Here is a 22,105-nt window from a genome sequence, read left to right as displayed (position 1 = left end):
CAACCGTCTCGGCGCTGCGCGCCGAGCCACCTTCTCCCACAAGGGGAGAAGGAAAGGCGAAAAAGAAGCTGAAACAATTGTGCCATGCGCGCGGCATCGTGCCGACACAATCCGGGCCGATAAGCGCGCCGAAACAAGGGGTTCGGGGCCATGGCCACGCTACAGAAGTTCGACATCATCGATAGCGGCGCACGCGACGCCTCGGTCCGGCTGCGGCCGGCCGATGGTTATGCGCCGAATACGAAGCAAATCGCCGGACCGTTCGAGATCGCGGCGCAACAGCGCAGCGGACCGACGATGCGCGACGTGCTGATGACCGGACTGCTGGTGATCTATCCGGTGTTCGCCGCGCTGGCGGCCATCCTTGCCGGGTTTTTCCTCGCCGGCGCCGGCGGCGCCTGAGCCGCTATTTCGGCCGCTTGAACGCTTTCCGTTCCGCCTCGACCGGTTCGCGGCAGACGCAGCCCTCGAGATGGTCGTTGACCAGCCCCATCGCCTGCATGAAGGCGTAGACGGTGGTCGGGCCGACAAAGCTCCAGCCGCGCTTCTTCAGCTCTTTCGAAATGCGGACCGAGACGGCCGTCGTCGGATTGGCGCGCAAATGCGCGAGGTCGACGATCTCGGGCCGCTCGTGCGGGCCGGGCTCGAACTTCCAGAACCAGGCGGCCAGCGAGCCGGCCTCGTCGATGAGTTCGCGGGCGCGCTTGGCGTTGTTGATGGTCGAGACGATCTTGCCGCGATGGCGGATGATGCCGGCATTGCCGAGCAGGCGATCGACATCGGCGTCGGTGAAGGCGGCGATCTTGTCGACATCGAAGCCGGCAAACGCCTCGCGGAAATTGTCGCGCTTGCGCAATATGGTCAGCCAGGACAGGCCCGACTGAAAACCTTCGAGGCAGATCTTCTCGAACAGGCGGCGGTCGTCGGCGACCGGCCGGCCCCATTCGTGGTCGTGGTAGTGCAGATAATCCGGCAGGTTGCCGTGCCAGAAGCAGCGGGCGATGCCGTCGGGACCGGCAAGCAGACCTGTCTTTTCATCCATGGCGGAATTCCGTTCGTATCTTGGCGTTAACGCGTTTTGACGCGGCCTTTACCGCGGCTTTACCAGATTCCTGAACCGGGCGGTAACCACACCAAAAGCTTTACTGACAGATCGGCATTTTACACATTCCGATTCATGTTTCGGTTGCCGCTTCGCGCCCAATGTCGGCGAAATCGGGGAGGCTTTGCACCCCGGCATGTTCGACGATCAAGGTGCGTTGCGATGAAGACATTCTTGTTCCCACTGTTCGGCGCCGCGGCCGTACTTGCTGCCGGCGCCGCCAATGCCAACGACCGCTATGCGGAGAGGCCGCCGGTGGTGGTCAGCCCGGATCTTTCGGCACCCTGGGTGCTGCAGCTCGGCCATGCCCCGGGCATCGTGCGGCAGAGCCGGCAAGAGGCGCAGCCGCAACGGCGCTACCGGCGGCTGGCCGAACCCGATCAGCTGCGCACCGCAGCGGTGCAGGCGCCGGCCAAGCGCATGGTGATGCGGCCGCAGATCGACCCGATCTATCTGCCGCAGGAAGTCGCCTATGACGGCCCGCAGAAGCCGGGCACGATCGTCATCGATACGCGAGAGAATTTCCTCTATCTGGTCGGGAAGAACGGTAAGGCGCGGCGTTATGGCGTCGGCACCGGCAAGCCGGGCTTCGAATGGTCCGGCACCCACAAGATCACCAACAAGCGCGTCTGGCCGGATTGGCGGCCGCCGGCGGTGATGATCGCCCGCGAAGCCGCCAAGGGCCGTTATCTGCCGACCTATCTCGCCGGCGGCATGGAAAACCCGCTCGGCGCACGCGCGCTCTATCTCGGCTCGACCGAGTACCGTATCCACGGCACCAATCAGCCCTGGACGATCGGCGGCGCGGTGTCGTCGGGCTGCATCCGCATGCGCAACGAGGACGTGGTCGACCTTTACGAGCGGGTCAATGTTGGCACGACGGTTGTAGTCATGTAATCTGCGGTTGACCTCATCGATGATTCTGCTCAGAAGCCTCGGGAGCATTGAATAACGGGGGACGGGCCGTGTGGGGATGCGGCCAGTCACGAAAGGGCAGCGCGGCAAGCCGTGCTGCCCTTTTTGTTTCCGCCAGCAGGAATTGACGGGAAGATTTTGCCGGCACGTCGCGCGACCGGCATGGCGGTTCGCTTTTCGCGCTGCCTTTTCGCGGTTGCTTTGCTATGTGGCGGCTAAAATCCAGCTAAAGGCCCCATCCCGATGTCCCTTTCCGACGACAGCCGCTATCTCAGAGGCGGCCCGGTTGCTCAACGCATCATCGCCGGCGTGCGCGAGGACGCGGCGATCGCCACCGCCGAAGGCTTTCCGCCCAAGCTGGTGTCGGTCACCGTCGGCGATACCGCCGCAGTCGACGTCTATGTCCGCAACCAGCGCGCCAAGGCCGGGTTGGCCGGCATCGGCTTCGAGGAAAGGCGCTTTCGCGCCGACATCACCGCCGGCGAGCTGGAAGCGGCAATCCACGGGCTTAACGCCGACCCGCGCGTCACCGGCATCATCATCCAGCGGCCGGTGCCGGTGCACATTCCGATCAAGACGCTGCAGGCGGCGGTGCATCCGCTCAAGGATGTCGAGGGCATGCATCCGGCCTCGATCGGCAACATCGTCTACAACCAGCTCGACCTGGCGCCCTGCACCGCCGCCGCTTCGGTCGAACTGCTCAGGGAAACCGGCCTCGACCTCAAGGGGCTCGAGGTGGTGGTCGTCGGCCATTCCGAGATCGTCGGCAAGCCGATCGCGTTCCTCTTGATGAGCGAAGGCGCGACGGTGACCGTCTGTCACCACATGACGCGTTCGGTGGCGGCACACGCACGCCGCGCCGACGCACTGTTCGTCGCGGTCGGCAAACCGCGGCTGATCAAGGCCGACATGGTCAAGCCGGGCGCCGCCGTCATCGATATCGGCATCAATTCGGAAATCGGGCCGGACGGCGAGAGCCGCATCGTCGGCGACGTCGATGCCGAGAGCGTCAGGCATGTCGCGTCGTGGATCACGCCGGTGCCGGGCGGCGTCGGCCCGATCACGGTGGCGATCCTGCTGCGCAACACGATGGTGGCCCTCAGCCGGCAGCGTGCCCGCTATCAGGCAACCTACGGCACGGCAGACCGGCTGGCGGCGGAGTAGGCGCCTTCGTCACGTGCATTGCGGCACATGGCAGGTGATCCGGGACTCGTCATCCCAGAAGACGTAGAGCACGCCGCCGCTGCCCCAGAAGAAACCGGCGAGTGAATCGAACTGAAGAAGAAATTTCATTTCCCGGTCCGTTCCGGGAACGACTGGAAACTGCGGTCCCTGAATCCATGACGGCAGCCCACCAAGCCGAAACAGGTTTTGCCTTGAATTGCTTATCCCGTACGACTGCCTGAGCCACCGTTTAGGCGTCGGTGCCAACCGAACAGTTCTTTTCTCGGCGGCTTTTGCAGGCCTCTCAATGTAGGGCGAATGCAGAGGCGCGATCGGCGTCGGCACACCGGCAGCGTCGTGGGAATAATAGGTCGGTTCGAGAGAATTCGTACAGGTCTCGATACGGAGTCTGGGAAGAGGCATCGTCAGCTCATTCCCAAGATCGTCCAGCGTAATCAGATGTATCAGTCGCTCTCGACAGGTCGGGCACACTGCCGATCCTTCGCCGCCGACCGTAAGTGGCCTGCCAGTCGCCGGCAGATGCCAGGTAGGATGATGGCGATGCGTCGGAAAAGACATGTCGCTCGGAGCGCCTTCCTCAAAGCTGAAATGATGACATGCCGGCGGCGAACGAGGATCATCATGCGTCAGCCAGTCTGCGAAATCGGGAATGTCGCCCAAGGTACTGTCTGGAAACAATTCCGGCGCCTGCAAGGCGACGTGAGCCAGCAGATCCTCCACGTCTATTCCGCGTTTCACTTCCTCTTGCAGGAAAAATGCCAGACGAGCCAAATGCGCGTCGTCGAGAAACGAAACGGCGTCGATAATCAGATTGTCTTGCTGGACGTCGGCTTCTACCGCTGCCTTTATGAGCGCAAACAGGAATTCGGACCCATCCTTGAGATGACGAGCGATGATTGTCTGGCATTCGCCATAGCTGGCCTGGAACGTCGCCGGCGATCTGTCCGACAGCAGCCGAACGACGGTTCCAATCTCTTCGGACTTTGGGTTGGGCATCTCGGCAGTCTCATCGGCAGGTGCGCAGCAATCAAACCAATTTTGGCGGCTCGCCGCCATAGGCCCAGTCGAGCAGCTTTATCGTATGCACCACCGGCAGCTTGGCGGCGGAAGCGATCTGGGTGATGCAGCCGATATTGCCGGTGGCGACGATTTCAGCACCGGTCGCCTCGATATTCCTGACCTTGCGGTCGCGCAACGTCGCCGAAATCTCGGGCTGCAGGATGTTGTAGGTGCCGGCCGAACCGCAGCACAAATGCCCTTCGCGCGGCTCGCGCACGACGAAGCCGGCTCTGGCCAGAAGCTCCTTCGGCTGGCGGGTGATCTTCTGGCCGTGCTGCATCGAGCAGGCTGAGTGATAGGCGACGATGGTGCCCGGCTTGCGGACCGGCTCGGGCAGGTCGAGGCTTCCCAGATATTCGGTGATGTCCCTGGCCAGCGCCGAGACCCGCGCAGCCTTGTCGGCATAGGCCGGATCGAGGCGCAGCATGAAGCCGTAATCCTTGATGGTGGTGCCGCACCCGGATGCGGTGATGACGATGGCGTCGAGTCCGCCCTGCTCGATGGCGCGCGTCCAGGCGTCGACGTTCCGTCGGGCCGACGCCAAGGCAGCGTCCTCGCGCCCCATATGATGCACCAGCGCGCCGCAGCAGCCCTCGCCCTCGGCCACCACGACCTCAACGCCAAGCCGGGTCAGCAGCGAAATCGTCGTGTCGTTGATGCCGGGATCGAGCACGGATTGCGCGCAGCCGGTGAGGATGGCGACGCGGCCATTTTTCTTCGCGCCCTGCCCGGCATGGACGCCCGGCGAGGCCATCGGCGAGACTGCCGGGACCGACGCCGGGGCCAGCTTCAACATCGCGCCCAAAGGCTTCAATGCCTGGATTTTCTCAAACAGGCCGGCGAATGGCTGGCCGAGCTTCGCCAGCTTGAGCGCCGCGCGGAAACGCGAGGGGTAGGGCAGCACGAAGGCCAGCATGGCGCGTGTCAGGCGATCGGCCAGCGGACGCTTGTAGGTCTCCTCGATATGGACGCGGGCGTGGTCGACCAGATGCATGTAGTTGACGCCCGACGGGCAGGTGGTCATGCAGGCGAGGCAGGACAGGCAGCGGTCGATATGGGTGACGATCTGCTTGTCGGCCGGCCGTCCGTTTTCCAGCATGTCCTTGATCAGATAAATCCGGCCGCGCGGCGAATCCAGTTCGTTGCCGAGCGTCACATAGGTCGGGCAGGTGGCGGTGCAGAAGCCGCAATGCACGCATTTGCGCAGGATCTTCTCCGATTCCGCGACATGCGGATCGGCGAGCTGGGCAGCTGAGAAATTGGTCTGCACGTAAACGAATCCCTACCGTTTGAGCATGATCCTTTCCCAAAACCGGTACCCAGTTTTGGGGATCATGCTCATAATCCCAGAAGCCAGCTTTCCGGGTTCTTGACCGCCTCGCCGCGCTGCAGCGCCTGCAGGCCGAGAATGCAGCGGGCGATGAACCAGACGGCAACGGCAACCATCAGCACGACACCGATGACCACGATCATCAGCAGCGCCGAGATCAGTGCATAGAGCAGGCCGATCCAGAAGGTGCGGATCAGGAATGTGTAATGGCTTTCGACGAAGCCGCCGGCCTTGCCGCGATTGATATAGGCCAGGACGATGCCGACAATGCCGCTGACGCCGATGGCCAGGCCGGCGAGATAGAGGATGTAGATGACCAGCGCGTTGGTCGGGCCGGGCTCCAGCCAGCGGTCGGTCTGGCGTGACGTACCGTTTTGGCCTGGATCGCTCATTGTGCTCCTCCCTCGGTTGCCGGCGCGAGAGTAGCAGAGCTTGCGCCCGGCGCCATACGGCCGGGATTGAGGATATTCTTCGGGTCGAATTCGGCCTTCAGCCGCGCCGACAGTGCTGCCAGTTGCGGCGCTTGCGGTTCGAACACCGGTACGGCGGCGCGGTGCGAAGGGGTTGCGCGCACCAGCGTCGCATGGCCGCCGCCATGTCTTCTGATCAGGCCGCGCAACAGGCCAGCCTCGGGATCGTCCTGCTGCATGCGCAGCCAGATCAGCCCGCCCTGCCAATCATAGAAGGCTTCGACCGGGGCCTGCATGCGCAGCGCCAGCACCATCTGGTGGCCCCGCGACGGCGCCATCGAGACGCGCCACACCGGCCTTTCGCTGCCATCGGCGAACGGCGCGCAGTCGCGGACACCGCGCCAGACCGAGTACGAGACCGAACCGGAAATCTCCTGCAGCGGCCCAGCGTTTTTCAGCAGGTCTTTCAGCGCGGCAATGCGGTAAGCGACCGACGGGCCGAAGCCCTCGATGCGCAGCAGCGTCGCGGCATCGCTGCCGAGACTGCCGCCGGCGACCCTGGCTGCGACCCGTTCGGGAAGATGGGCAGCACTCGACACTTCGGCGCTGGAACCCAGCGCCAGCGCCATGGCGGCGGCGGCGTGATCGTCGAGCAGGCCGCGGATGGCAAGCGTGACTTCGGTCTCGGCAGCAGGCAGCACCTTGAAGGTGACGTCCGTGAGCACCGCCAGCGTGCCCCAGCTGTTGGCCATCAGCTTGGACAGATCGTAGCCGGTGACGTTCTTGACGACGCGGCCGCCCGACTTGAAGGCCTCGCCGCGCCCGGAAACGGCCGCTATGCCGAGGATATGGTCGCGCGCAGCACCCACCTTCAGCCGGCGCGGGCCGGAAAGGTTCGCGGCGAGTGCGCCGCCGATCGTGCCTCGCGCTGGCTCACCGCCGAGCAGCGGGCCGTAATCCATCGGTTCGAAGGCAAGTTGCTGGCCGTTTTCGGCAAGCAGGCTTTCGATTTCGGCCAGCGGCGTGCCGGCTTTTGCCGACAGCACCAGTTCGGCCGGCTCGTAAAGCATGACGCCGGAGAGTTTGGAAAGGTCGAGCGTATGCTCGCTCTGCTGCGGCCGGCCGATACCGCGCTTGGAGCCGTGGCCGAGGATTTCGAGCGGCGAGTCTTCCGCGGCCGCCCAAGCGACGGTGGATACGGTTTCCGCGGCTGTTGACGGGGTGAAGGTGGTCATAGAACGGACGCGGCATTTGCAAATGCGGGAACGTCGTGTTCCTTCGCGCCCCCCTCTGTCCTGCGGGACATCTCCCCCTCAAGGGGGGAGATCGGATGCTGCGTCGGGCTTCGCCAATCTCCAGTGTTAACGGGAGGGCGAGGCGCCGAAGCTGCCAATCTCCCCCCTTGAGGGGGAGAAGTCCGGCAGGACAGAGGGGGGTGTTCAAGCGCTAACATACGCGCTCAAAACCTCGGAATGTCCGGAAACGCCACTTGGCCGCGATGCACGTGCATCCGCCCGAGCTCGGCGCATCGCCTCAATTGCGGGAAGACCTTGCCGGGATTCAAAAGATGGTTGGGGTCGAAGGCGCATTTGACGCGCATCTGCTGGTCGAGGTCGATCTGGTTGAACATTTCCGGCATCAGGTCGCGCTTCTCGATGCCGACCCCGTGCTCTCCGGTCAGCACGCCACCGACCTTGACGCAGAGCCGCAATATGTCGGCGCCGAAACTCTCCGCCTTGTCGAGTTCGCCCGGCACGTTGGCGTCATAGAGGATGAGCGGGTGCAGATTGCCGTCGCCGGCGTGGAAGACATTGGCGACGCCGAGCCCGTATTTCTGCGACAGTTCGCGCATGCCGGCGAGCACGCGCGGCAGTTCCTTGCGCGGGATGGTGCCGTCCATGCAGTAGTAGTCGGGCGAGATGCGGCCGACCGCCGGGAACGCCGCCTTGCGGCCGGCCCAGAAGCTCAGCCGCTCCTGTTCCGACTGCGACGTGCGGCATGTGGTCGAGCCGTTCCTATAGGCGATGGCTTCGACCAGGCCGATCAGATGGTCGACCTCGACACCCGGCCCGTCCAGCTCGACGATCAGCAGCGCCTCGACGTCCAGGGGATAGCCGGCCTGGACGAAATCCTCGGCGGCGTGGATGGCCGGACGGTCCATCATCTCCATGCCGCCCGGAATGATGCCGGCGCCGATGATGTCGGCAACGCATTGGCCGGCCTGCTCGCTGGTCGGGAAACCGATCAGCAGGGCACGCGCCGTCTCCGGCTTCTTCAGGATGCGTACGGTGACCTCGGTTACGACGCCGAGCAGTCCTTCGGAGCCGGTCATGACGCCGAGCAGGTCGTAGCCTTCCGCGTCGAGATGGCTGCCGCCGAGGCGCACCACCTCGCCATTCATCAGCACCATCTCGATGCCGAGCACATTGTTGGCGGTGAGACCGTATTTCAGGCAGTGCACGCCGCCGGAATTTTCCGCGACATTGCCGCCGATCGAGCAGGCGATCTGGGAGGATGGATCGGGGGCGTAATAGAAGCCCTCCTGCTCGACGGCGGTGGTGATGCCGAGATTGGTGACGCCGGGCTGGGCGACGACGACGCGGTTCTGAAAATCGATCTCGAGGATGCGGTTGAAGCGGCTCATCACCAGCAGCACCGCGTCTTCGAGCGGCAGCGCACCGCCGGAGAGCGAGGTGCCGGAGCCGCGCGGCACGACGCGGATGTTGCGGTCGCTGCAATATTTCAGCACCCGCGACACCTGGGCCACGGTTTGCGGCAGTACAACGACGAGCGGCAATTGCCGGTAGGCGGTGAGCCCGTCGCTCTCGAAGGCGCGCATGGCATTGGCGGCGTCGACGACGCCCTCGCCCGGCACCATGATGCGCATATCGGCGACGATCTCGTCGCGCCGGCGCATCGTGGCGTCGTCTGGTTTCGGCATGGCAAGGCCGGACATCGACAGCCTCCTTCGATCGACTGGTAAAAATCTTTTACCAGCGACAGTGGTCGCTTGCAAATGCCGCGTTGGCCGGGATGAGAGGCCTATGGCCGGGACAGCCTTCCGCAGCGGCAATCTGCCGCTGCACCCCACATTACTCGCCCGGCTGCTTGCCTGGTTCGGAGTGCATGCGGCGGACGCGGCGCACGCCCCACCAGACGAGCACGACGGCGAGCGGCACCGAGGCGGCGGTGACCATTTCCGGCGCGAAGGCATGGCCGAAGATCGAGGCGCCCTTGGCGACGTAGCCGATGAGGCCGACGACATAGTAGGAAACCGCGGCGACCGAGAGCCCCTCCACCGTCTGCTGCAGCCGCAATTGCAGGCGGGCGCGATTGTTCATCGACGCCAAAAGATCGCGGTTCTGCTTCTCGACCTCGACGTCGACCCAGGTGCGCAGCAGTGTGGTGGCACGGGTGAGCTTCGTCGACAGATTGGCCTGACGCTCCTCGACCGAACGGCAGGTACGCATCGCCGGCGCCACGCGGCGCTGCAGAAAACCGCCCCAGGTGTCGTAGCCGGGCACCGCCTCTTCGTCGAGCGCCTCCAGCCGTTCGCGCACGATGCCGTCATAGGCGCGGCTGGCGCCGAAGCGGTAGAGGCTGGAGGCGGCATCGGCCTCCAGCTCGGCGGCCAGTTCGGTCAAGTCGGCAAGCAGCGTCTGGCTGTCGCGGGTCTCGGCGACCTTCATTTCCAACGTGGTCTGGGCCAGCCTGTCTTCGATGCGGCGGGCCCGACCGGACAGCGTCAGGGCCAGCGGCAGCCCAAGCATGGCCAGCGTGCGGTAGGTCTCGATGTCGATCAGCCGCTGCGACAGTGCCCCGGTGCGCGCCGGGGTCAGGCCGCGGTCGAGCACCAGCATTCGGGTCAAGCCGTCGCCATCCTGACGGAAATCGGTGACGATGGCCGCGTTGCCGCGCTCGACCAGCGAATAGCACAGGCTGGTCGGGTCGAAGCCGGCGATCAGTTTTTCGTTCGCCGGCGTCCATTTGCGGATCTCCAGCCTGATGCCGGAAATCACCGTGCCCGGCGGCGAAAACCCGTTGCCGAAGGGTGTGTCCTCTTGCCCCCTGCCGTTTTCGCCGAGCGGGCCTTCCCAGAGATAGGTCGAGAATTCCGTGTGGCGTTCCCAGCGCAGCGAGCCCTTGCCCCATTTCATCGCGTGGTGGCGGGCGTGAGGGTCGGGCGCGGCGATGCCGAGGCGTCGCGACAATTCGGAAAGCACGGCCTGATCGATCCCGGATCCAGCTTCGGTCATGAAGGAAAGCTGCACCAGCACGCGCGGCTTTTCGACCAGCGGCTGCGGCCGGGCGTGGACCTCGCCGAGCGCGCCCGGCCGACCTTCATGCGCCGGAAAGCCCATGACGGTGCCGCCCACGGCTTTGGCGCGCAGCTGGAATTCGAGGTTGGAAGGCTCGGCGTCTGGCACGGCTGGTCCCCCGGGCTTCTGTGAGCCCTTTGGCAATGATGTCCCTCTAGAGGCAATCGCCAGGGGACGCAAACGCCCAATTTAGCTGAAGATGATATGGCGCCGCGGCTGTGAAGCGGACCCGGCCCCCGGCGAATTGGATAAATAATTTGACCAGTTGGCGACGCCGGCTTTATCTTGCGCGACATCGGTTCAACCCCCAGGCATCCCGTTTGAGCGACATTTTCTCCCGGATCGAGCATTCGCGCACCGCCGACGAGGTGGTGCAGCAGATCGAGAGCCTGATCCTCGAAGGCGTCCTGCGCACCGGCGACCGGCTGCCGGGCGAGCGCGAACTGGCGCGCCAGTTCGAGGTGTCGCGGCCGATCCTGCGCGATGCCTTGAAAGCCTTGGAAGGGCGCGGGCTGTTGACGACACGGCCGGGCGGCGGCACCCATGTCGCCGATGTCATCGGCCAGCTGTTCACCAAGCCGGTGACCGACCTGATCTCGATGCACCGCAAGGCGGTGACCGACTATCTGGAGTACCGCCGCGAGATCGAGGCGGTGGCGGCGGAATATGCGGCGCGGCGTGCCACATCGGACGATCTGGCGCTGCTCGACCGCATCATGGCACGTATGGACGAGGCGCACCGGACCGGCAATTTCGACGACGAGGCGGAAATCGATGTCGAGTTCCACCACGCGATCTGCGAATGCGCGCACAACATCATCCTGCTGCACACGCTGCGCTCCTGCTATCGGCTGCTGTCGGAAGGCGTATTCCAGAACCGGCGGCTGGTGTTCAACGTGCCGGGCGCGCGCGAGGCGCTGCTTTCGCAGCACCGGGCAATCTATGCGGCGGTTAAGGCCGGCGATCCGGCTGCGGCGCGGCAGGCGGCGATGGACCACATCTCCTACGTCGAACGATCGATGGCCGAGGCCGAGCGCAGCGGCGACTGGCAGCGCGTGTCGCGGCTGAGGCTCAGGCAGCGCTCCGAGCCCGGTGACGGCGAGGCGGCAAGAAAACAGCCGTAGGCCCCGCCCAGAAAAATTCAACGACGAACCAGCGAAGAACCAGCGGAAAGAGATCCATGAGCAGCATTCTCACCATCGCCGACCTCAAGGACCTGGCACGCCGCCGCGTGCCGAAGATGTTCTTCGACTACGCCGATTCCGGCGCCTGGACCGAAAGCACCTACCGGGCCAACGAGGAAGATTTCCAGAAGATCAAGTTCCGCCAGCGCGTGCTGGTCGACATGGATAACCGCTCGCTGGAATCGACCATGATCGGCGAGAAGGTGACGATGCCAGTGGCGCTGGCGCCGACCGGGATGACCGGCATGCAGCATCCGGACGGCGAGATGCTGGCGGCCCAGGCGGCGGAAGAATTCGGTGTGCCGTTCACGCTGTCGACAATGAGCATCTGCTCGATCGAGGATGTCGCGTCGGTGACCAGGAAGCCGTTCTGGTTCCAGCTCTATGTGCTGCGCGACAAGGATTTCGTCTTCGATTTGATCGACCGCGCAAAGGCGGCGAAATGTTCGGCGCTGGTGCTGACGCTCGACCTGCAGATCCTCGGTCAGCGCCACAAGGATATCCGCAACGGGCTTTCGGCGCCGCCGCGGATGACGCCGAAGCACCTGTGGCAGATGGCGACCAGGCCGCGCTGGTGCGTCGGCATGGCCGGGACCAAGCGCCGGAGCTTCCGCAACATCGTCGGCCATGCCAAGGGCGTCGGCGACCTCGCCTCGCTGTCGTCGTGGACGAAGGAGCAGTTCGATCCGCATCTGTCGTGGAAGGACGTCGCCTGGATCAAGGAGCGCTGGGGCGGCAAGCTGATCCTGAAAGGCATACTCGACAAGGAGGATGCGCTGATGGCGGCCAGGACAGGCGCCGACGCGATCATCGTTTCCAACCATGGCGGCCGCCAGCTCGACGGCGCCTCGTCGTCGATCATGGCGCTCGAAGAGATCGCCGACGCCGTCGGCGACGCGATCGAGGTGCATATGGACGGCGGCATCCGTTCCGGCCAGGACGTGCTCAAGGCACTGTGCCTCGGCGCCAAGGGCACCTATATCGGCCGGCCTTTCCTGTACGGCCTCGGCGCACTCGGCAAGGAAGGGGTTACCAAGGCGCTGGAAATCATCCGCAAGGAGATGGACATAACGCTGGCTCTGTGCGGAAAGCGCCTGGTCACCGACATGGGCAAGGATCAGCTTCGGCGCTAAAGTCCCGTGACGGCATGACCACGGAGGCGACGCAGGCATTGACGGAGCCCGGCATCAGTTTCTACGAGGCGCGCGGACCGCAAGGCATGCGCCTTTACGCGATCGGCGATGTGCACGGCCGGCTCGATTTGCTGACCGCCATGCACCGGCGGATCGAGGCGGAGCTCGGTCAAAGGCCGTCGGCCGATTGGCGCGTGATCCATCTCGGCGACTATGTCGATCGCGGCCCGGACTCCAGGGGCGTCATCGATTTCCTGATCGACGCGCAAAGACGCGATCCGCGTCACCTGATGCTCGCCGGAAATCATGATCTCGGCTTTCTCGATTTTCTCGATGTCCCCGATCCGGACGGGCTGTTCATGCGCTATGGCGGCATCCAGACGGCGCTATCCTATGGCGTGTCGCTCGGTGGGAGCAGCGCCTGGTTTGGCCGCGCCGATGCGGCACTGCGGCAAGGGCACGCCGCACTGGTCGAGGCGGTGCCGCAGAACCATGTCGAGTTCCTGCGCTCGCTGCCCTTCTCAGTGACGTTCGACGACTTCTTCTTCTGCCATGCCGGCATCCGGCCCGGCGTTGCGCTGGAAAGCCAGAGCCGGCAGGACCTGATCTGGATCCGCGAGGTCTTCCACGACCACACCGGCCTTCATCCGAAGATCGTGGTGCACGGTCATACGCCGGTGCCCAAGGCCGAAATCACCGGCAACCGCGTCAATGTCGACACCCTCGCCTGGCAGTCGGGAAACCTCACCGCGCTCGTGGTGGACGGCGCGGACAAGCATATCCTGACAGTGACGGGTGAGCGAGCGTAGGAAACGCGTGGGATTATGAGCAGAGAGGCTAGCGAAGCGCGGCGGTGACGCCGTAGCCGTCAACGGCATTGTGGTCGTTGGCCGCGTCGGCGGAATAAATGCCGAGGCCGCACAAGACGATAGCCGACAACATGACAAAGGACAAAAAGGCTGCTTTCACGGACGTCATCTCTTGTTGAGCTTCCTGCATCTATGCACGAGCGGGTTACCAATGCGTTGAAACGCAAAATACGTCGCAAATGTCGGACGGTTTCGCGCTTCTAGGCATGTTCTGTATCGGTGGTGTGTCGCGCGGGTCACAGGAAAGGTTCATCGCGGTTGCACGCGAGATGCAGAGCGCGCGCCTTTTAGGCTGGCGGACAGACACAGGCCAAGGATGAAACGCGTTATCCCCGGCGGATTTGCCGCCGCGTGCCAAATATGCAACGTCGCCAAATAGGCAACGTTGGCTGTATGAGCCGTCAGATCGTCGCCACCCAGGCGCGGGCGATGGCCAGGCCGGCGGCATCGGCTTGCGGTCCGTTGCGGGCCATTTCGTCGTCGAGCCGGACGGCCCAATCCGGATGGCGTTCGGCGATCAGCGGTGCGAAGGACGTGCTCCAGTCGCGAACCATCGGCCGGTCGGCCTCGAAATGGAACTGAAAGCCATAGACGGCGCGGCCGATGCGGAACGCCTGGTTCTCGGCGACGGCGTTGCCGGCCAGCCGCACGGCAGTCTCGGGCAAGACAAAGGTGTCGTCGTGCCATTCGAAGATCGGGAATTTTTCAGGCAAGGCGGCGAGCACCGGATCGGCCTGCGCCGCCGCGGTGAGCGCGACCTCGTGCCAGCCGAACTCCGACGCGCCGCCGATCTGGTTCTCGCCGCCAAAGGCGCGCGCGACCAACTGGCTGCCGAGGCAGATACCAAGCACCGCGCGATCCCTCTCGGCAAAGTCGCGCGTCAGGTCGAGCAGGCCAGGAAAATAAGGACAGAGCTCGTCGTCCAGCGCATTCTGCGCGCCGCCGAGCACCACCATGGCGTCATGCCCGCCGCTATCTTGCGGCAGCGCGTCGCCGCAGTAGGGACGGCGCAGGTCGACATCGACGCCCGCCTCGACAAGCGCCGCGCCGATCTGGCCAAGGCCCTCATTGTCGAAGTTCTGGACAACCAAGACCCGCATCGAAACCTGCTGACATGAAATTGATGCAACGAGCGATATCATGGCGCCAGCATTGCAGCCAACAGGGAACGCCTATGCCACTGCAAAACCGGGTCGACCCGTTCGGCGCCATCCATGCCGTGCCGGAGCGCGGCCTGTTCATGGGCAATCGCGGCATCATTCACGACCCCGAGACGAGAACGCTGTTGAAGAAGCGCTGGGCGCTGCAAGCCTGGATCATCTGCGTCTGCGAATTCGGCAACGTGCGGCGCGAGCCGATGGGGCGCAACCGGGCTGGCGGCAAGGCCGGCTGGACCGAGCTGTTTTTCCTCGACGAGGTGACGGCACTTGCCGCCGGCCACCGTCCCTGCTTCTTCTGCCGGCGCGAGCGGGCCAGGGATTTTGTCCGGCGTTTCGGCGACGCCTTCGGCATTGCCGAGTCACGCGCGCCGCAGCTCGACAAGCGCCTGCACAAGGAGCGCCTGGCATCGGGCGGGCGGGCGACGAGACTGGAACCGGAAGCGCTTGCGGACTTGCCGGACGGCACGATGATCTCGTCAGCAAACAGGGCGTACGCCCTGTTTGACGGCGCCGCGCTGCCCTGGAGTTTCGGCGGTTATGGCGAACCGGTGGGGTTCGGCGGTTTTACCGACGGTCCAATCGGCATGCTCACGCCGGCGACAACTGTTTCCGTGCTGAAGCGTGGCTACAGACCTGTCTGGCACGCCAGCGCGGAGGCTTGACGCCGGCGATGGCCTCGCCCATTCCTCGGCGATGCGCGCCAATTACAAGATGCAGCGGCTGTTCGTGCCGGACGGGCTTGGACCGGACATCGAGTTCGACGTCGGCCCGCAGCAGAGCCATTATCTCTCGCACGTGCTGCGGCTCGGCGAAGGCGCCGAAATTCTGGTCTTCAACGGCCGCGACGGCGAATGGTCGGCGGCGATCGCCACGAAGTCGAAGAAGGCGTTGCGCCTGAGGTTGCTGGCATTGCAGCGGCCGCAGCCGCCGTTGCCCGATCTCGTCTATTGCTTCGCGCCGCTGAAGCAGGGGCGGCTCGACTACCTCGTGCAAAAGGCGGTCGAGATGGGCGCTGGCATCCTGCAGCCGGTCATCACCCAGCATACGCAGGTGGCAAAACCCGGCATCGAGCGCCTGCGCGCCAATGTCGTCGAGGCGGCCGAGCAATGCGGCATATTGGCGGTGCCAGAGCTGCGCGAAGCGGAAAAATTCGAGCGCCTGCTCAGCAACTGGGACGGCGAGCGGCGGCTGATCTTCTGCGACGAGGATGCATCGACCAACAATCCCCTGCCGGCATTGCAGGCGGTGCGGGAGAGAAAGCTCGGCCTGCTGGTCGGACCGGAGGGCGGCTTTTCCGACGAGGAACGCAAGATGCTGAGAGCGCTGCCTTTCGTTACCGCGATTCCGCTCGGGCCGCGCATCCTGCGAGCGGATACGGCGGCGGTGGCGGCACTGGCGCTGATCCAGGCGACAATCGGCGATTGGTGATCAATTCCAATTACCCGCTGGCTCAGGATTTTTCGCTTGATCGGCTACTGACATTTCGTCCATCTAGCGCCGGCAGCGGCCGCGTGTCCTTTCGGGCGCGCAAAGGACGCTGTAGCATTTGATTGGGCACCTGATCCGTTCCGAAAATCGAAGCCGATTTTCAGGGTCATGTGCGGAGGGCTCCTATGGCGCGCGATACAACCGATTTCCGGCCGATAGAAAGCGTCGACGAACTCGTCGAGCACCTGGCCGAAGGCAACAAGCCGCGCGACAAATGGCGCATCGGCACCGAGCACGAGAAATTCCCGTTCTATGTCGACGGCAATGCGCCGGTGCCCTATGGCGGCGAGCGCGGCATCCGCGCCATCCTCGAAGGCATGCAGGACAAACTCGGCTGGGACCCGATCATGGATGCCGGCCGCATCATCGGCCTGGTCGAGCCGACCGGCCAGGGCGCGATCTCGCTGGAGCCCGGCGGCCAGTTCGAGCTGTCCGGCGCGCCGCTGGAGACGATCCACCAGACCTGCCGCGAAGGCAATGCGCATCTGGCGCAGGTGCGCGAGATCGCCGAACCGATGGGCATTCGTTTTCTCGGCCTTGGCGGCAGCCCGAAATGGTCACTGGCCGAGACGCCGAAGATGCCGAAATCGCGCTACGAGATCATGACCCGCTACATGCCCAAGGTCGGCACCAAAGGTCTCGACATGATGTACCGGACCTGCACGATCCAGGTGAACCTCGACTTCGAAAGCGAAGCCGACATGCGCCGCAAGATGCAGGTGTCGCTGAAGCTGCAGCCGCTGTCGACGGCGCTGTTTGCCAACTCGCCCTTCACCGAAAGCCGGCCGAACGGCCTGCAGAGCTGGCGCGGCGAGATCTGGCGCGACACCGACAATCAGCGCTCCGGCCTGCTCGAATTCTGCTTCTCGCCCGATTTCGGCTTTGCCGATTATGTCGAATGGGCGCTCGACGTGCCGATGTATTTCGTCATCCGCGATGGCCAATACCACGACATGACGCACATCACCTTCCGCCAGTTCATGGCGGGTGCTGCCCGCAACGACCTGCCGGACGGGCTGCCGACGATGGGCGACTGGGCGAACCATCTCTCGACGCTGTTCCCGGATGTGCGGCTGAAGCGCTTTCTCGAAATGCGCGGCGCCGATGGCGGGCCGTGGCGGCGCATCTGCGCGCTGCCGGCCTTCTGGGTCGGGCTGCTCTATGATGCGGCTGCGCTCGACGCGGCCGAGGCGCTGACCTCGAGCTGGAGCTACGACGAAGTGCTGGCAATGCGCAACGCGGTGCCGGAACAGGGCATTTCGGCGCCCTTCCGCAACACGACATTGCGCGAGATAGCCCGTGACGTGCTCGTCATCTCGCGCATGGGACTGAAGAACCGCGGCCGCAAGAACCGCGACGGCTATGACGAGACCTCGTTCCTCAACACGCTGGACGAGGTCGTCGCGCGTGGCACCACCAGCGCCGAAGAGATGCTCTCGGCCTACCACACGCGCTGGGGCGGCTCGATCGAGCCCGTGTTCATGGAATACGCGTATTAACGCTTCGCTATCCGCTTGGCCGACGCTCCGGCAAATTCGCTTCAATCAGTGATGGAAACGAATTAGGCTTCTCCAACGAGGATTTTCCCGGAGGAGAAAACAATGCCTTCATTGTTCGATATTCTGGCACAGGCCCAGAACGGCAACGGCATGCAGGCGCTGGCCCAGCAGTTCGGGCTTTCGCAGCAGCAGACGCAGGCGGCGGTCGCGGCGCTGCTGCCGGCCTTTTCGCAGGGGCTGAAGCGCAACACTTCCGACCCTTATGGGCTCGGCTCCTTCATGACGGCGATGGCCAGCGGCCAGCACGCCAAATATTTCGAGGATGCAAGCCGGGCCTTCTCGCCGCAGGGCCTCGATGAAGGCAACGGCATTCTCGGCCATTTGTTCGGCTCGAAGGACCTGTCGCGGGCCGTCGCCAACCAGGCCGCGCAGGCGAGCGGCGTCAGCCAGCAGGTGTTGCAGCAGATGCTGCCGGCAATCGCCTCGATGATGATGGGCGGGCTGTTCAAGCAGACCACCAACCAGCTGGGCGGGCAGATGCATGCGGCAGGCGGCGGCAATCCGCTTGGCGAGCTCATCGAGCAGATGATGCGGCAGGCGGGCGGCGGCGGCCAGGCGCCGGCCCCTCAGCCTGCAGGCCCCACGGATAACCCGCTCGGCAAGGTGCTGCAGGATATGTTCGGCGGGCAGCAGCCGCAACAGACGCAGAGCCCTTACGGCGACAATCCGCTGGGCAAGGTGCTGCAGGACATGTTCGGCGGCGGGCAGCAGCCGCAAAGCCAGCCGCAGCAGACACAGAACCCTTATGGTGACAATCCGCTCGGCAAGGTGCTGCAGGATATGTTCGGCGGCGGTGCACCACAGCCACAGCAGCCGCAGAACCAACCCCAGCAGACACAGAACCCTTATGGTGACAATCCGCTCGGCAAGGTGCTGCAGGACATGTTCGGCGGTGGCGCACAACAGTCTCAGCCGCGTCAGGCGCCGCAGCAACCCCAGGCGCCGCAGCCGCAGGCCAATCCGAGCGGCAGGCCGAGAAATCCGTTTGACGACCTGTTCGGCAAGATGTTCGAGACAGGCGCCCAGCAGCGCGACGACTACCAGAAAGGCATGGAGTCGATCTTCGACCAGTTCAAGCAGGGCATGGGCCGGCGCTAGACCAGACACCGGCAACCAATCATCAGTGCCGCCCAAAAAAGAAAGCCCGGTCCTGGGAGGACCGGGCAGCGCGCAGGCTGGCCGGGGGGATCCGGCAGGGAGTGGGGAGCCTGCGTAACTTAGTGGCGTCGTGCCTCAAAAAGGTTCAACGCGCCCGAACGGCGAAACCACGCGATCACGCCACCTTGCGGGCAATATCCTCGATCGTTTCGGCGCGCTCGATCGCGATAACGCGAAGCCTTTCGGTCGGATCGCGGCCAAAGGGTACACCGACAGCGACGTGCAGGTCGGCGCGGGTCAGGCCGATGTCGGCGAGCTCGGCATCCGACATCTCGCCGAGGCGATAAAAGGCGCGGCGGTTTTTCCAGGCGCGGTAAACATTGGCAGCGGCGTTGGCCACGCGCGTCGCAACGGCCGGACGCGAAGTGATGCGCGAGGTCTCGGTAGCGAAATCAAACGTAGCCATGTCGGTCTCCTTCACATTCGAACGGGCGAAACCGGTCGATCGGGCGCTGGCGACAGCGGCCGTTCCGGCTTCGATTCATCTAAGATGATGCATGTCGTCGCCCCAAAACCGGTGCCCACTTTTGGGCGACATGCATTCGCTTCATGTGGACAATCGGAATTTGCCATGGCCCGATTGATTAATCCAACGAATGTTTCTAATCTTTAGCATCAGCATCAATGATGGATTAGGCCAATGAAAGCGCCGCTCGATCTCGATCAGTTGCAGACCTTCATCTCGATTGTCGACACCGGCAGCTTTACCCGCGCGGCGGAAGCGGTGCATCGGACCCAGTCTGCGGTGTCGATGCAGATGCGGCGGCTGGAGGAACGGATCGGCAAGCCGCTGTTCGAAAAAGACGGCCGCACCAACAGGCTGACCGAGGAAGGCGACAGACTGCTCTCCTACGCAAGGCGGCTGCTCTATCTCAACAAGGAAACACTGGCCGCCTTCGACGACCGCCGGCTCGAAGGCACCATCCGCATCGGCACGCCGGACGATTATGCCGATCGCTTCTTGCCAGAGATCATGGCGCGGTTTGCCCGTTCCAACCCGCATGTCGAACTGACCGTTATCTGCGAACCGACGCCGGGACTGGTCGAACACATCAAGCGCGGCAATCTCGACCTGGCGCTGGTGACGCACAACGACGCGCGCGGCCAGTCGGAAGTGGTGCGGCGCGAACCGCTGCTGTGGGTTACCTCGGCCAACCATGCGACGCATGAGCAGCCGATCCTGCCGATGGCCTTCGGCCGGCCGAACTGCATCTGGCGGCGGGCCGCCGCCGATGTGCTCGATCAGCAGAGCCGCGACTATCGCATCCTGTTCACCAGCTTCTCTGCCACCGTCATCGCCGCCGCGGTGCTCTCCGGTCTGGCGATCTCGGTGCTGCCGGAATGCGCCCTGCGGCCCGGCATGCGGGTGCTGGGCGAGGCCGATGGTTTCGGCGCCCTGCCCGATTGCCGCATCGGCATCATGCGCGGTCAGACCTCGCGGCCGGAGATCGTCGACGCGCTTGCGCGCCACATTTCGGAGAGCCTCGACAATATTTCCGTGCCACTCGGCGAGGAGACCGGCACGTTCGATTTCGCCGCCCTCGCCTTCGCCAAGATGAAGCGGACCAAGCCTAACCAGATCCTGCCGGGCTGGTGATCGCGCGATTGAGGCCGACATCGAACACGGCCGCCTTGACGGCGGCCAACAACCGTCCCCCAATCGGCCGATGAGCGACGCAGCATCCGAATCACGCACCAACGCCACCGAATATACGGTGAGCGAGATTTCCGGCGCGCTGAAGCGTACGGTCGAGGACGTCTTCGGCAATGTACGGGTGCGCGGCGAGATTTCCGGCTATCGCGGACCGCATTCCTCCGGCCATGCCTATTTCTGCCTGAAGGACGATCGCGCGCGGCTCGACGCCGTGGTGTGGAAGACCACGATGAGCCGGCTGAAATTCCGTCCAGAGGAAGGCATGGAGGTGATCGCCACCGGCCGGCTCACCACCTATCCCGGAAAATCCACCTACCAGATCGTCATCGACAATCTCGAGCCCGCCGGTGCCGGTGCGCTGATGGCGCTGCTGGACGAGCGCAAGCGCCGGCTGCAGGCCGAAGGCCTGTTCGACGCGGCGCGCAAGCGCAGGCTGCCGTTCATGCCCTGCGTCATCGGCGTCGTCACCTCGCCGACAGGCGCCGTCATCCGCGACATCATCCACCGCATCAAGGATCGGTTTCCACTGCACGTGCTGGTCTGGCCGGTGCGGGTGCAGGGCGAGACGGCGGGTGCGGAAGTGACCGCTGCCGTCAACGGCTTCAACGCACTGCCATGGGACGGCGCCATCGCGCGGCCCGATCTGTTGATCGTGGCACGCGGCGGCGGCAGCCTGGAGGATCTGTGGGGCTTCAACGACGAAGCGCTCGCCCGGGCCGTCGCCGCTTCGGGTATTCCGGTGATTTCCGCGGTCGGCCACGAGACCGACTGGACATTGATCGATCTGGCTGCGGATGTGCGGGCGCCGACGCCGACAGGCGCCGCCGAGATCGCCGTGCCGGTCAAGGTCGACCTCGAAGCGACGCTTGCCGGCCTTGGCGCGCGGTTGAAGACCGCACTGTCGCGCAATTTCGAACGCAAGCGGCAGGCGGCACGCGCGGCCGCCCGGGCGCTGCCCTCGCCCGACCAGTTGCTGGCGCTGCCGCGGCGGCGCTTCGACGAGGCGACGAGCCGGCTCGGCCGGGCGCTGTCGGTCAGCGTCGAGCGCAAGCGAGCCAGGCTTCTGGGGCAGCGGCTGACGCCGGCGACCTTGTCGCGGCGCATGAACGAAGCCCGCACTCTGACCCGCCGCGACCTCGCCCGTGCGCAAGCGGCTTTCTTCGCCATCGTGCGCGAGCGTCGGGCGCGGTTTTCACGCACGGCGACCAGACTGTCACCGGCGCCGATCGCCAGACGGCAGAAACTGCAAGGCGATGCACTGCTGGCACTGACACGGCGGCAGGACCAGGCGATTTCAAGACGGCTGGACCGCCTGCGTGGAAAACTGACGCAGGCCGACCGGCTGCTGGCGACGCTCTCGCACAAGGCCGTGCTGGCGCGAGGCTTCGCGCTGGTCAAGGATGCGGACGGCGCCGTGGTCAAGCATGCGGCGGAAGTGGTGTCGGGAATGGCGCTTTCGCTGGAGTTCGCCGACGGCACCGCCGATGCAGTCGCCATCAGTGGCACGGCGCGGCCGAAGACGGTTGCCAAGCCCGCGGCCAAGCTCAAGGCGCCGGGCGGCCAAGGTTCGCTTTTCTGAG

At 64.6% G+C, this 22,105-nt stretch carries 22 protein-coding genes; 12 read left to right on the top strand and 10 right to left on the bottom strand.

Features of this window, described 5'->3' with window-relative positions:
- Nucleotides 1-150 precede the first annotated feature (150 nt).
- Complete coding sequence (locus NKI41_RS00235; RefSeq protein WP_352502096.1) at nt 151-402, top strand: hypothetical protein; 252 nt, start codon at nt 151-153, stop codon at nt 400-402.
- A 4-nt stretch (nt 403-406) separates the two neighbouring features.
- Here the strand turns inward: NKI41_RS00235 and NKI41_RS00230 are convergent, their stop codons facing one another.
- Nucleotides 407-1,042, bottom strand: coding sequence for a DNA-3-methyladenine glycosylase I (locus tag NKI41_RS00230; RefSeq protein WP_352472682.1), 636 nt, complete (start codon nt 1,040-1,042; stop codon nt 407-409).
- Nucleotides 1,043-1,264: 222 nt separating this feature from the next.
- On the opposite strand from NKI41_RS00230, the gene NKI41_RS00225 reads away from it, so the two are divergent.
- Both NKI41_RS00225 and NKI41_RS00220 read left to right on the top strand, forming a co-directional pair.
- Nucleotides 1,265-1,999 (top strand): L,D-transpeptidase, encoded by a 735-nt coding sequence (locus NKI41_RS00225; RefSeq protein WP_352472683.1) that lies wholly within the window; start codon nt 1,265-1,267, stop codon nt 1,997-1,999.
- Between the two features lie 261 nt (nt 2,000-2,260).
- On the top strand, nt 2,261-3,181 hold the full coding sequence (locus NKI41_RS00220; protein ID WP_352618472.1) for a bifunctional 5,10-methylenetetrahydrofolate dehydrogenase/5,10-methenyltetrahydrofolate cyclohydrolase: 921 nt from the start codon (nt 2,261-2,263) through the stop codon (nt 3,179-3,181).
- 9 nt (nt 3,182-3,190) lie between these two features.
- Here the strand turns inward: NKI41_RS00220 and NKI41_RS00215 are convergent, their stop codons facing one another.
- From NKI41_RS00215 to NKI41_RS00190, 6 genes are all read right to left on the bottom strand, one after another.
- Nucleotides 3,191-4,198, bottom strand: a complete 1,008-nt coding sequence (locus NKI41_RS00215; RefSeq protein ID WP_352680849.1) for a hypothetical protein — start codon at nt 4,196-4,198, stop codon at nt 3,191-3,193.
- Nucleotides 4,199-4,229: 31 nt separating this feature from the next.
- Complete coding sequence (gene glcF / locus NKI41_RS00210) at nt 4,230-5,531, bottom strand: glycolate oxidase subunit GlcF (RefSeq protein WP_352502093.1); 1,302 nt, start codon at nt 5,529-5,531, stop codon at nt 4,230-4,232.
- 68 nt (nt 5,532-5,599) lie between these two features.
- Nucleotides 5,600-5,983, bottom strand: coding sequence for a DUF4870 family protein (locus NKI41_RS00205; protein ID WP_352502092.1), 384 nt, complete (start codon nt 5,981-5,983; stop codon nt 5,600-5,602).
- Nucleotides 5,980-7,236, bottom strand: coding sequence for an FAD-binding protein (locus tag NKI41_RS00200; RefSeq protein WP_352680847.1), 1,257 nt, complete (start codon nt 7,234-7,236; stop codon nt 5,980-5,982). The genes NKI41_RS00205 and NKI41_RS00200 overlap by 4 nt, the downstream gene beginning before the upstream one ends.
- A gap of 224 nt (nt 7,237-7,460) precedes the next feature.
- Nucleotides 7,461-8,957 carry an FAD-linked oxidase C-terminal domain-containing protein gene (locus NKI41_RS00195; protein WP_352680845.1) on the bottom strand — a complete coding sequence of 499 codons (1,497 nt, stop codon included), beginning with the start codon at nt 8,955-8,957 and terminating at the stop codon, nt 7,461-7,463.
- Nucleotides 8,958-9,093: 136 nt separating this feature from the next.
- On the bottom strand, nt 9,094-10,428 hold the full coding sequence (locus NKI41_RS00190) for a DUF3422 family protein (protein ID WP_352680843.1): 1,335 nt from the start codon (nt 10,426-10,428) through the stop codon (nt 9,094-9,096).
- 212 nt (nt 10,429-10,640) lie between these two features.
- Between NKI41_RS00190 and NKI41_RS00185 the strand changes: the two genes are divergently transcribed.
- Genes NKI41_RS00185 through NKI41_RS00175 form a run of 3 tightly spaced genes read left to right on the top strand, consistent with a single transcriptional unit; the run spans nt 10,641 to nt 13,446 of the window.
- Entirely contained in the window at nt 10,641-11,444 is an 804-nt protein-coding gene (locus NKI41_RS00185; protein ID WP_352680841.1) for a FadR/GntR family transcriptional regulator, read from the top strand.
- 56 nt (nt 11,445-11,500) lie between these two features.
- Entirely contained in the window at nt 11,501-12,637 is a 1,137-nt protein-coding gene (locus NKI41_RS00180) for an alpha-hydroxy acid oxidase (RefSeq protein WP_352680839.1), read from the top strand.
- Nucleotides 12,638-12,675: 38 nt separating this feature from the next.
- The gene (locus NKI41_RS00175; protein ID WP_352681198.1) at nt 12,676-13,446 is read left to right on the top strand and encodes a metallophosphoesterase; all 771 of its coding nucleotides are present in this window, start codon (nt 12,676-12,678) and stop codon (nt 13,444-13,446) included.
- Nucleotides 13,447-13,474: 28 nt separating this feature from the next.
- Here the strand turns inward: NKI41_RS00175 and NKI41_RS00170 are convergent, their stop codons facing one another.
- Nucleotides 13,475-13,615, bottom strand: coding sequence for a hypothetical protein (locus NKI41_RS00170; protein WP_292664785.1), 141 nt, complete (start codon nt 13,613-13,615; stop codon nt 13,475-13,477).
- A 292-nt stretch (nt 13,616-13,907) separates the two neighbouring features.
- Entirely contained in the window at nt 13,908-14,606 is a 699-nt protein-coding gene (locus NKI41_RS00165) for a type 1 glutamine amidotransferase (protein ID WP_352680837.1), read from the bottom strand.
- A 74-nt stretch (nt 14,607-14,680) separates the two neighbouring features.
- Here NKI41_RS00165 and NKI41_RS00160 point away from each other — a divergent pair, with 74 nt between their 5' ends.
- The 4 genes from NKI41_RS00160 (at nt 14,681) to NKI41_RS00145 (ending at nt 18,811) form a co-directional block, all read left to right on the top strand.
- Entirely contained in the window at nt 14,681-15,328 is a 648-nt protein-coding gene (locus tag NKI41_RS00160) for a hypothetical protein (protein WP_352680835.1), read from the top strand.
- A 31-nt stretch (nt 15,329-15,359) separates the two neighbouring features.
- Nucleotides 15,360-16,094, top strand: coding sequence for a 16S rRNA (uracil(1498)-N(3))-methyltransferase (locus NKI41_RS00155; protein WP_352681196.1), 735 nt, complete (start codon nt 15,360-15,362; stop codon nt 16,092-16,094).
- A 185-nt stretch (nt 16,095-16,279) separates the two neighbouring features.
- Nucleotides 16,280-17,653, top strand: a complete 1,374-nt coding sequence (locus NKI41_RS00150) for a glutamate--cysteine ligase (protein ID WP_352541776.1) — start codon at nt 16,280-16,282, stop codon at nt 17,651-17,653.
- A 102-nt stretch (nt 17,654-17,755) separates the two neighbouring features.
- Nucleotides 17,756-18,811, top strand: coding sequence for a DUF937 domain-containing protein (locus NKI41_RS00145; protein WP_352680833.1), 1,056 nt, complete (start codon nt 17,756-17,758; stop codon nt 18,809-18,811).
- Between the two features lie 175 nt (nt 18,812-18,986).
- Here NKI41_RS00145 and NKI41_RS00140 read toward each other — a convergent pair whose 3' ends face one another.
- Nucleotides 18,987-19,277 (bottom strand): DUF1127 domain-containing protein, encoded by a 291-nt coding sequence (locus tag NKI41_RS00140; protein ID WP_352450947.1) that lies wholly within the window; start codon nt 19,275-19,277, stop codon nt 18,987-18,989.
- Nucleotides 19,278-19,511: 234 nt separating this feature from the next.
- Between NKI41_RS00140 and NKI41_RS00135 the strand changes: the two genes are divergently transcribed.
- Complete coding sequence (locus tag NKI41_RS00135) at nt 19,512-20,468, top strand: LysR substrate-binding domain-containing protein (protein ID WP_023680469.1); 957 nt, start codon at nt 19,512-19,514, stop codon at nt 20,466-20,468.
- 70 nt (nt 20,469-20,538) lie between these two features.
- Nucleotides 20,539-22,104: an exodeoxyribonuclease VII large subunit gene (gene xseA / locus NKI41_RS00130; RefSeq protein WP_352472698.1), complete on the top strand. Its 1,566-nt coding sequence runs from the start codon at nt 20,539-20,541 to the stop codon at nt 22,102-22,104.
- The last annotated feature ends 1 nt before the right edge of the window (nt 22,105 follow it).

This window comes from Mesorhizobium sp. M0601 (assembly GCF_040320845.1).
GTDB lineage: Bacteria > Pseudomonadota > Alphaproteobacteria > Rhizobiales > Rhizobiaceae > Mesorhizobium.
The sequence above is the reverse complement of the archived record's forward strand: the minus strand, read 5'-3'. Positions and strand labels throughout refer to the sequence as shown.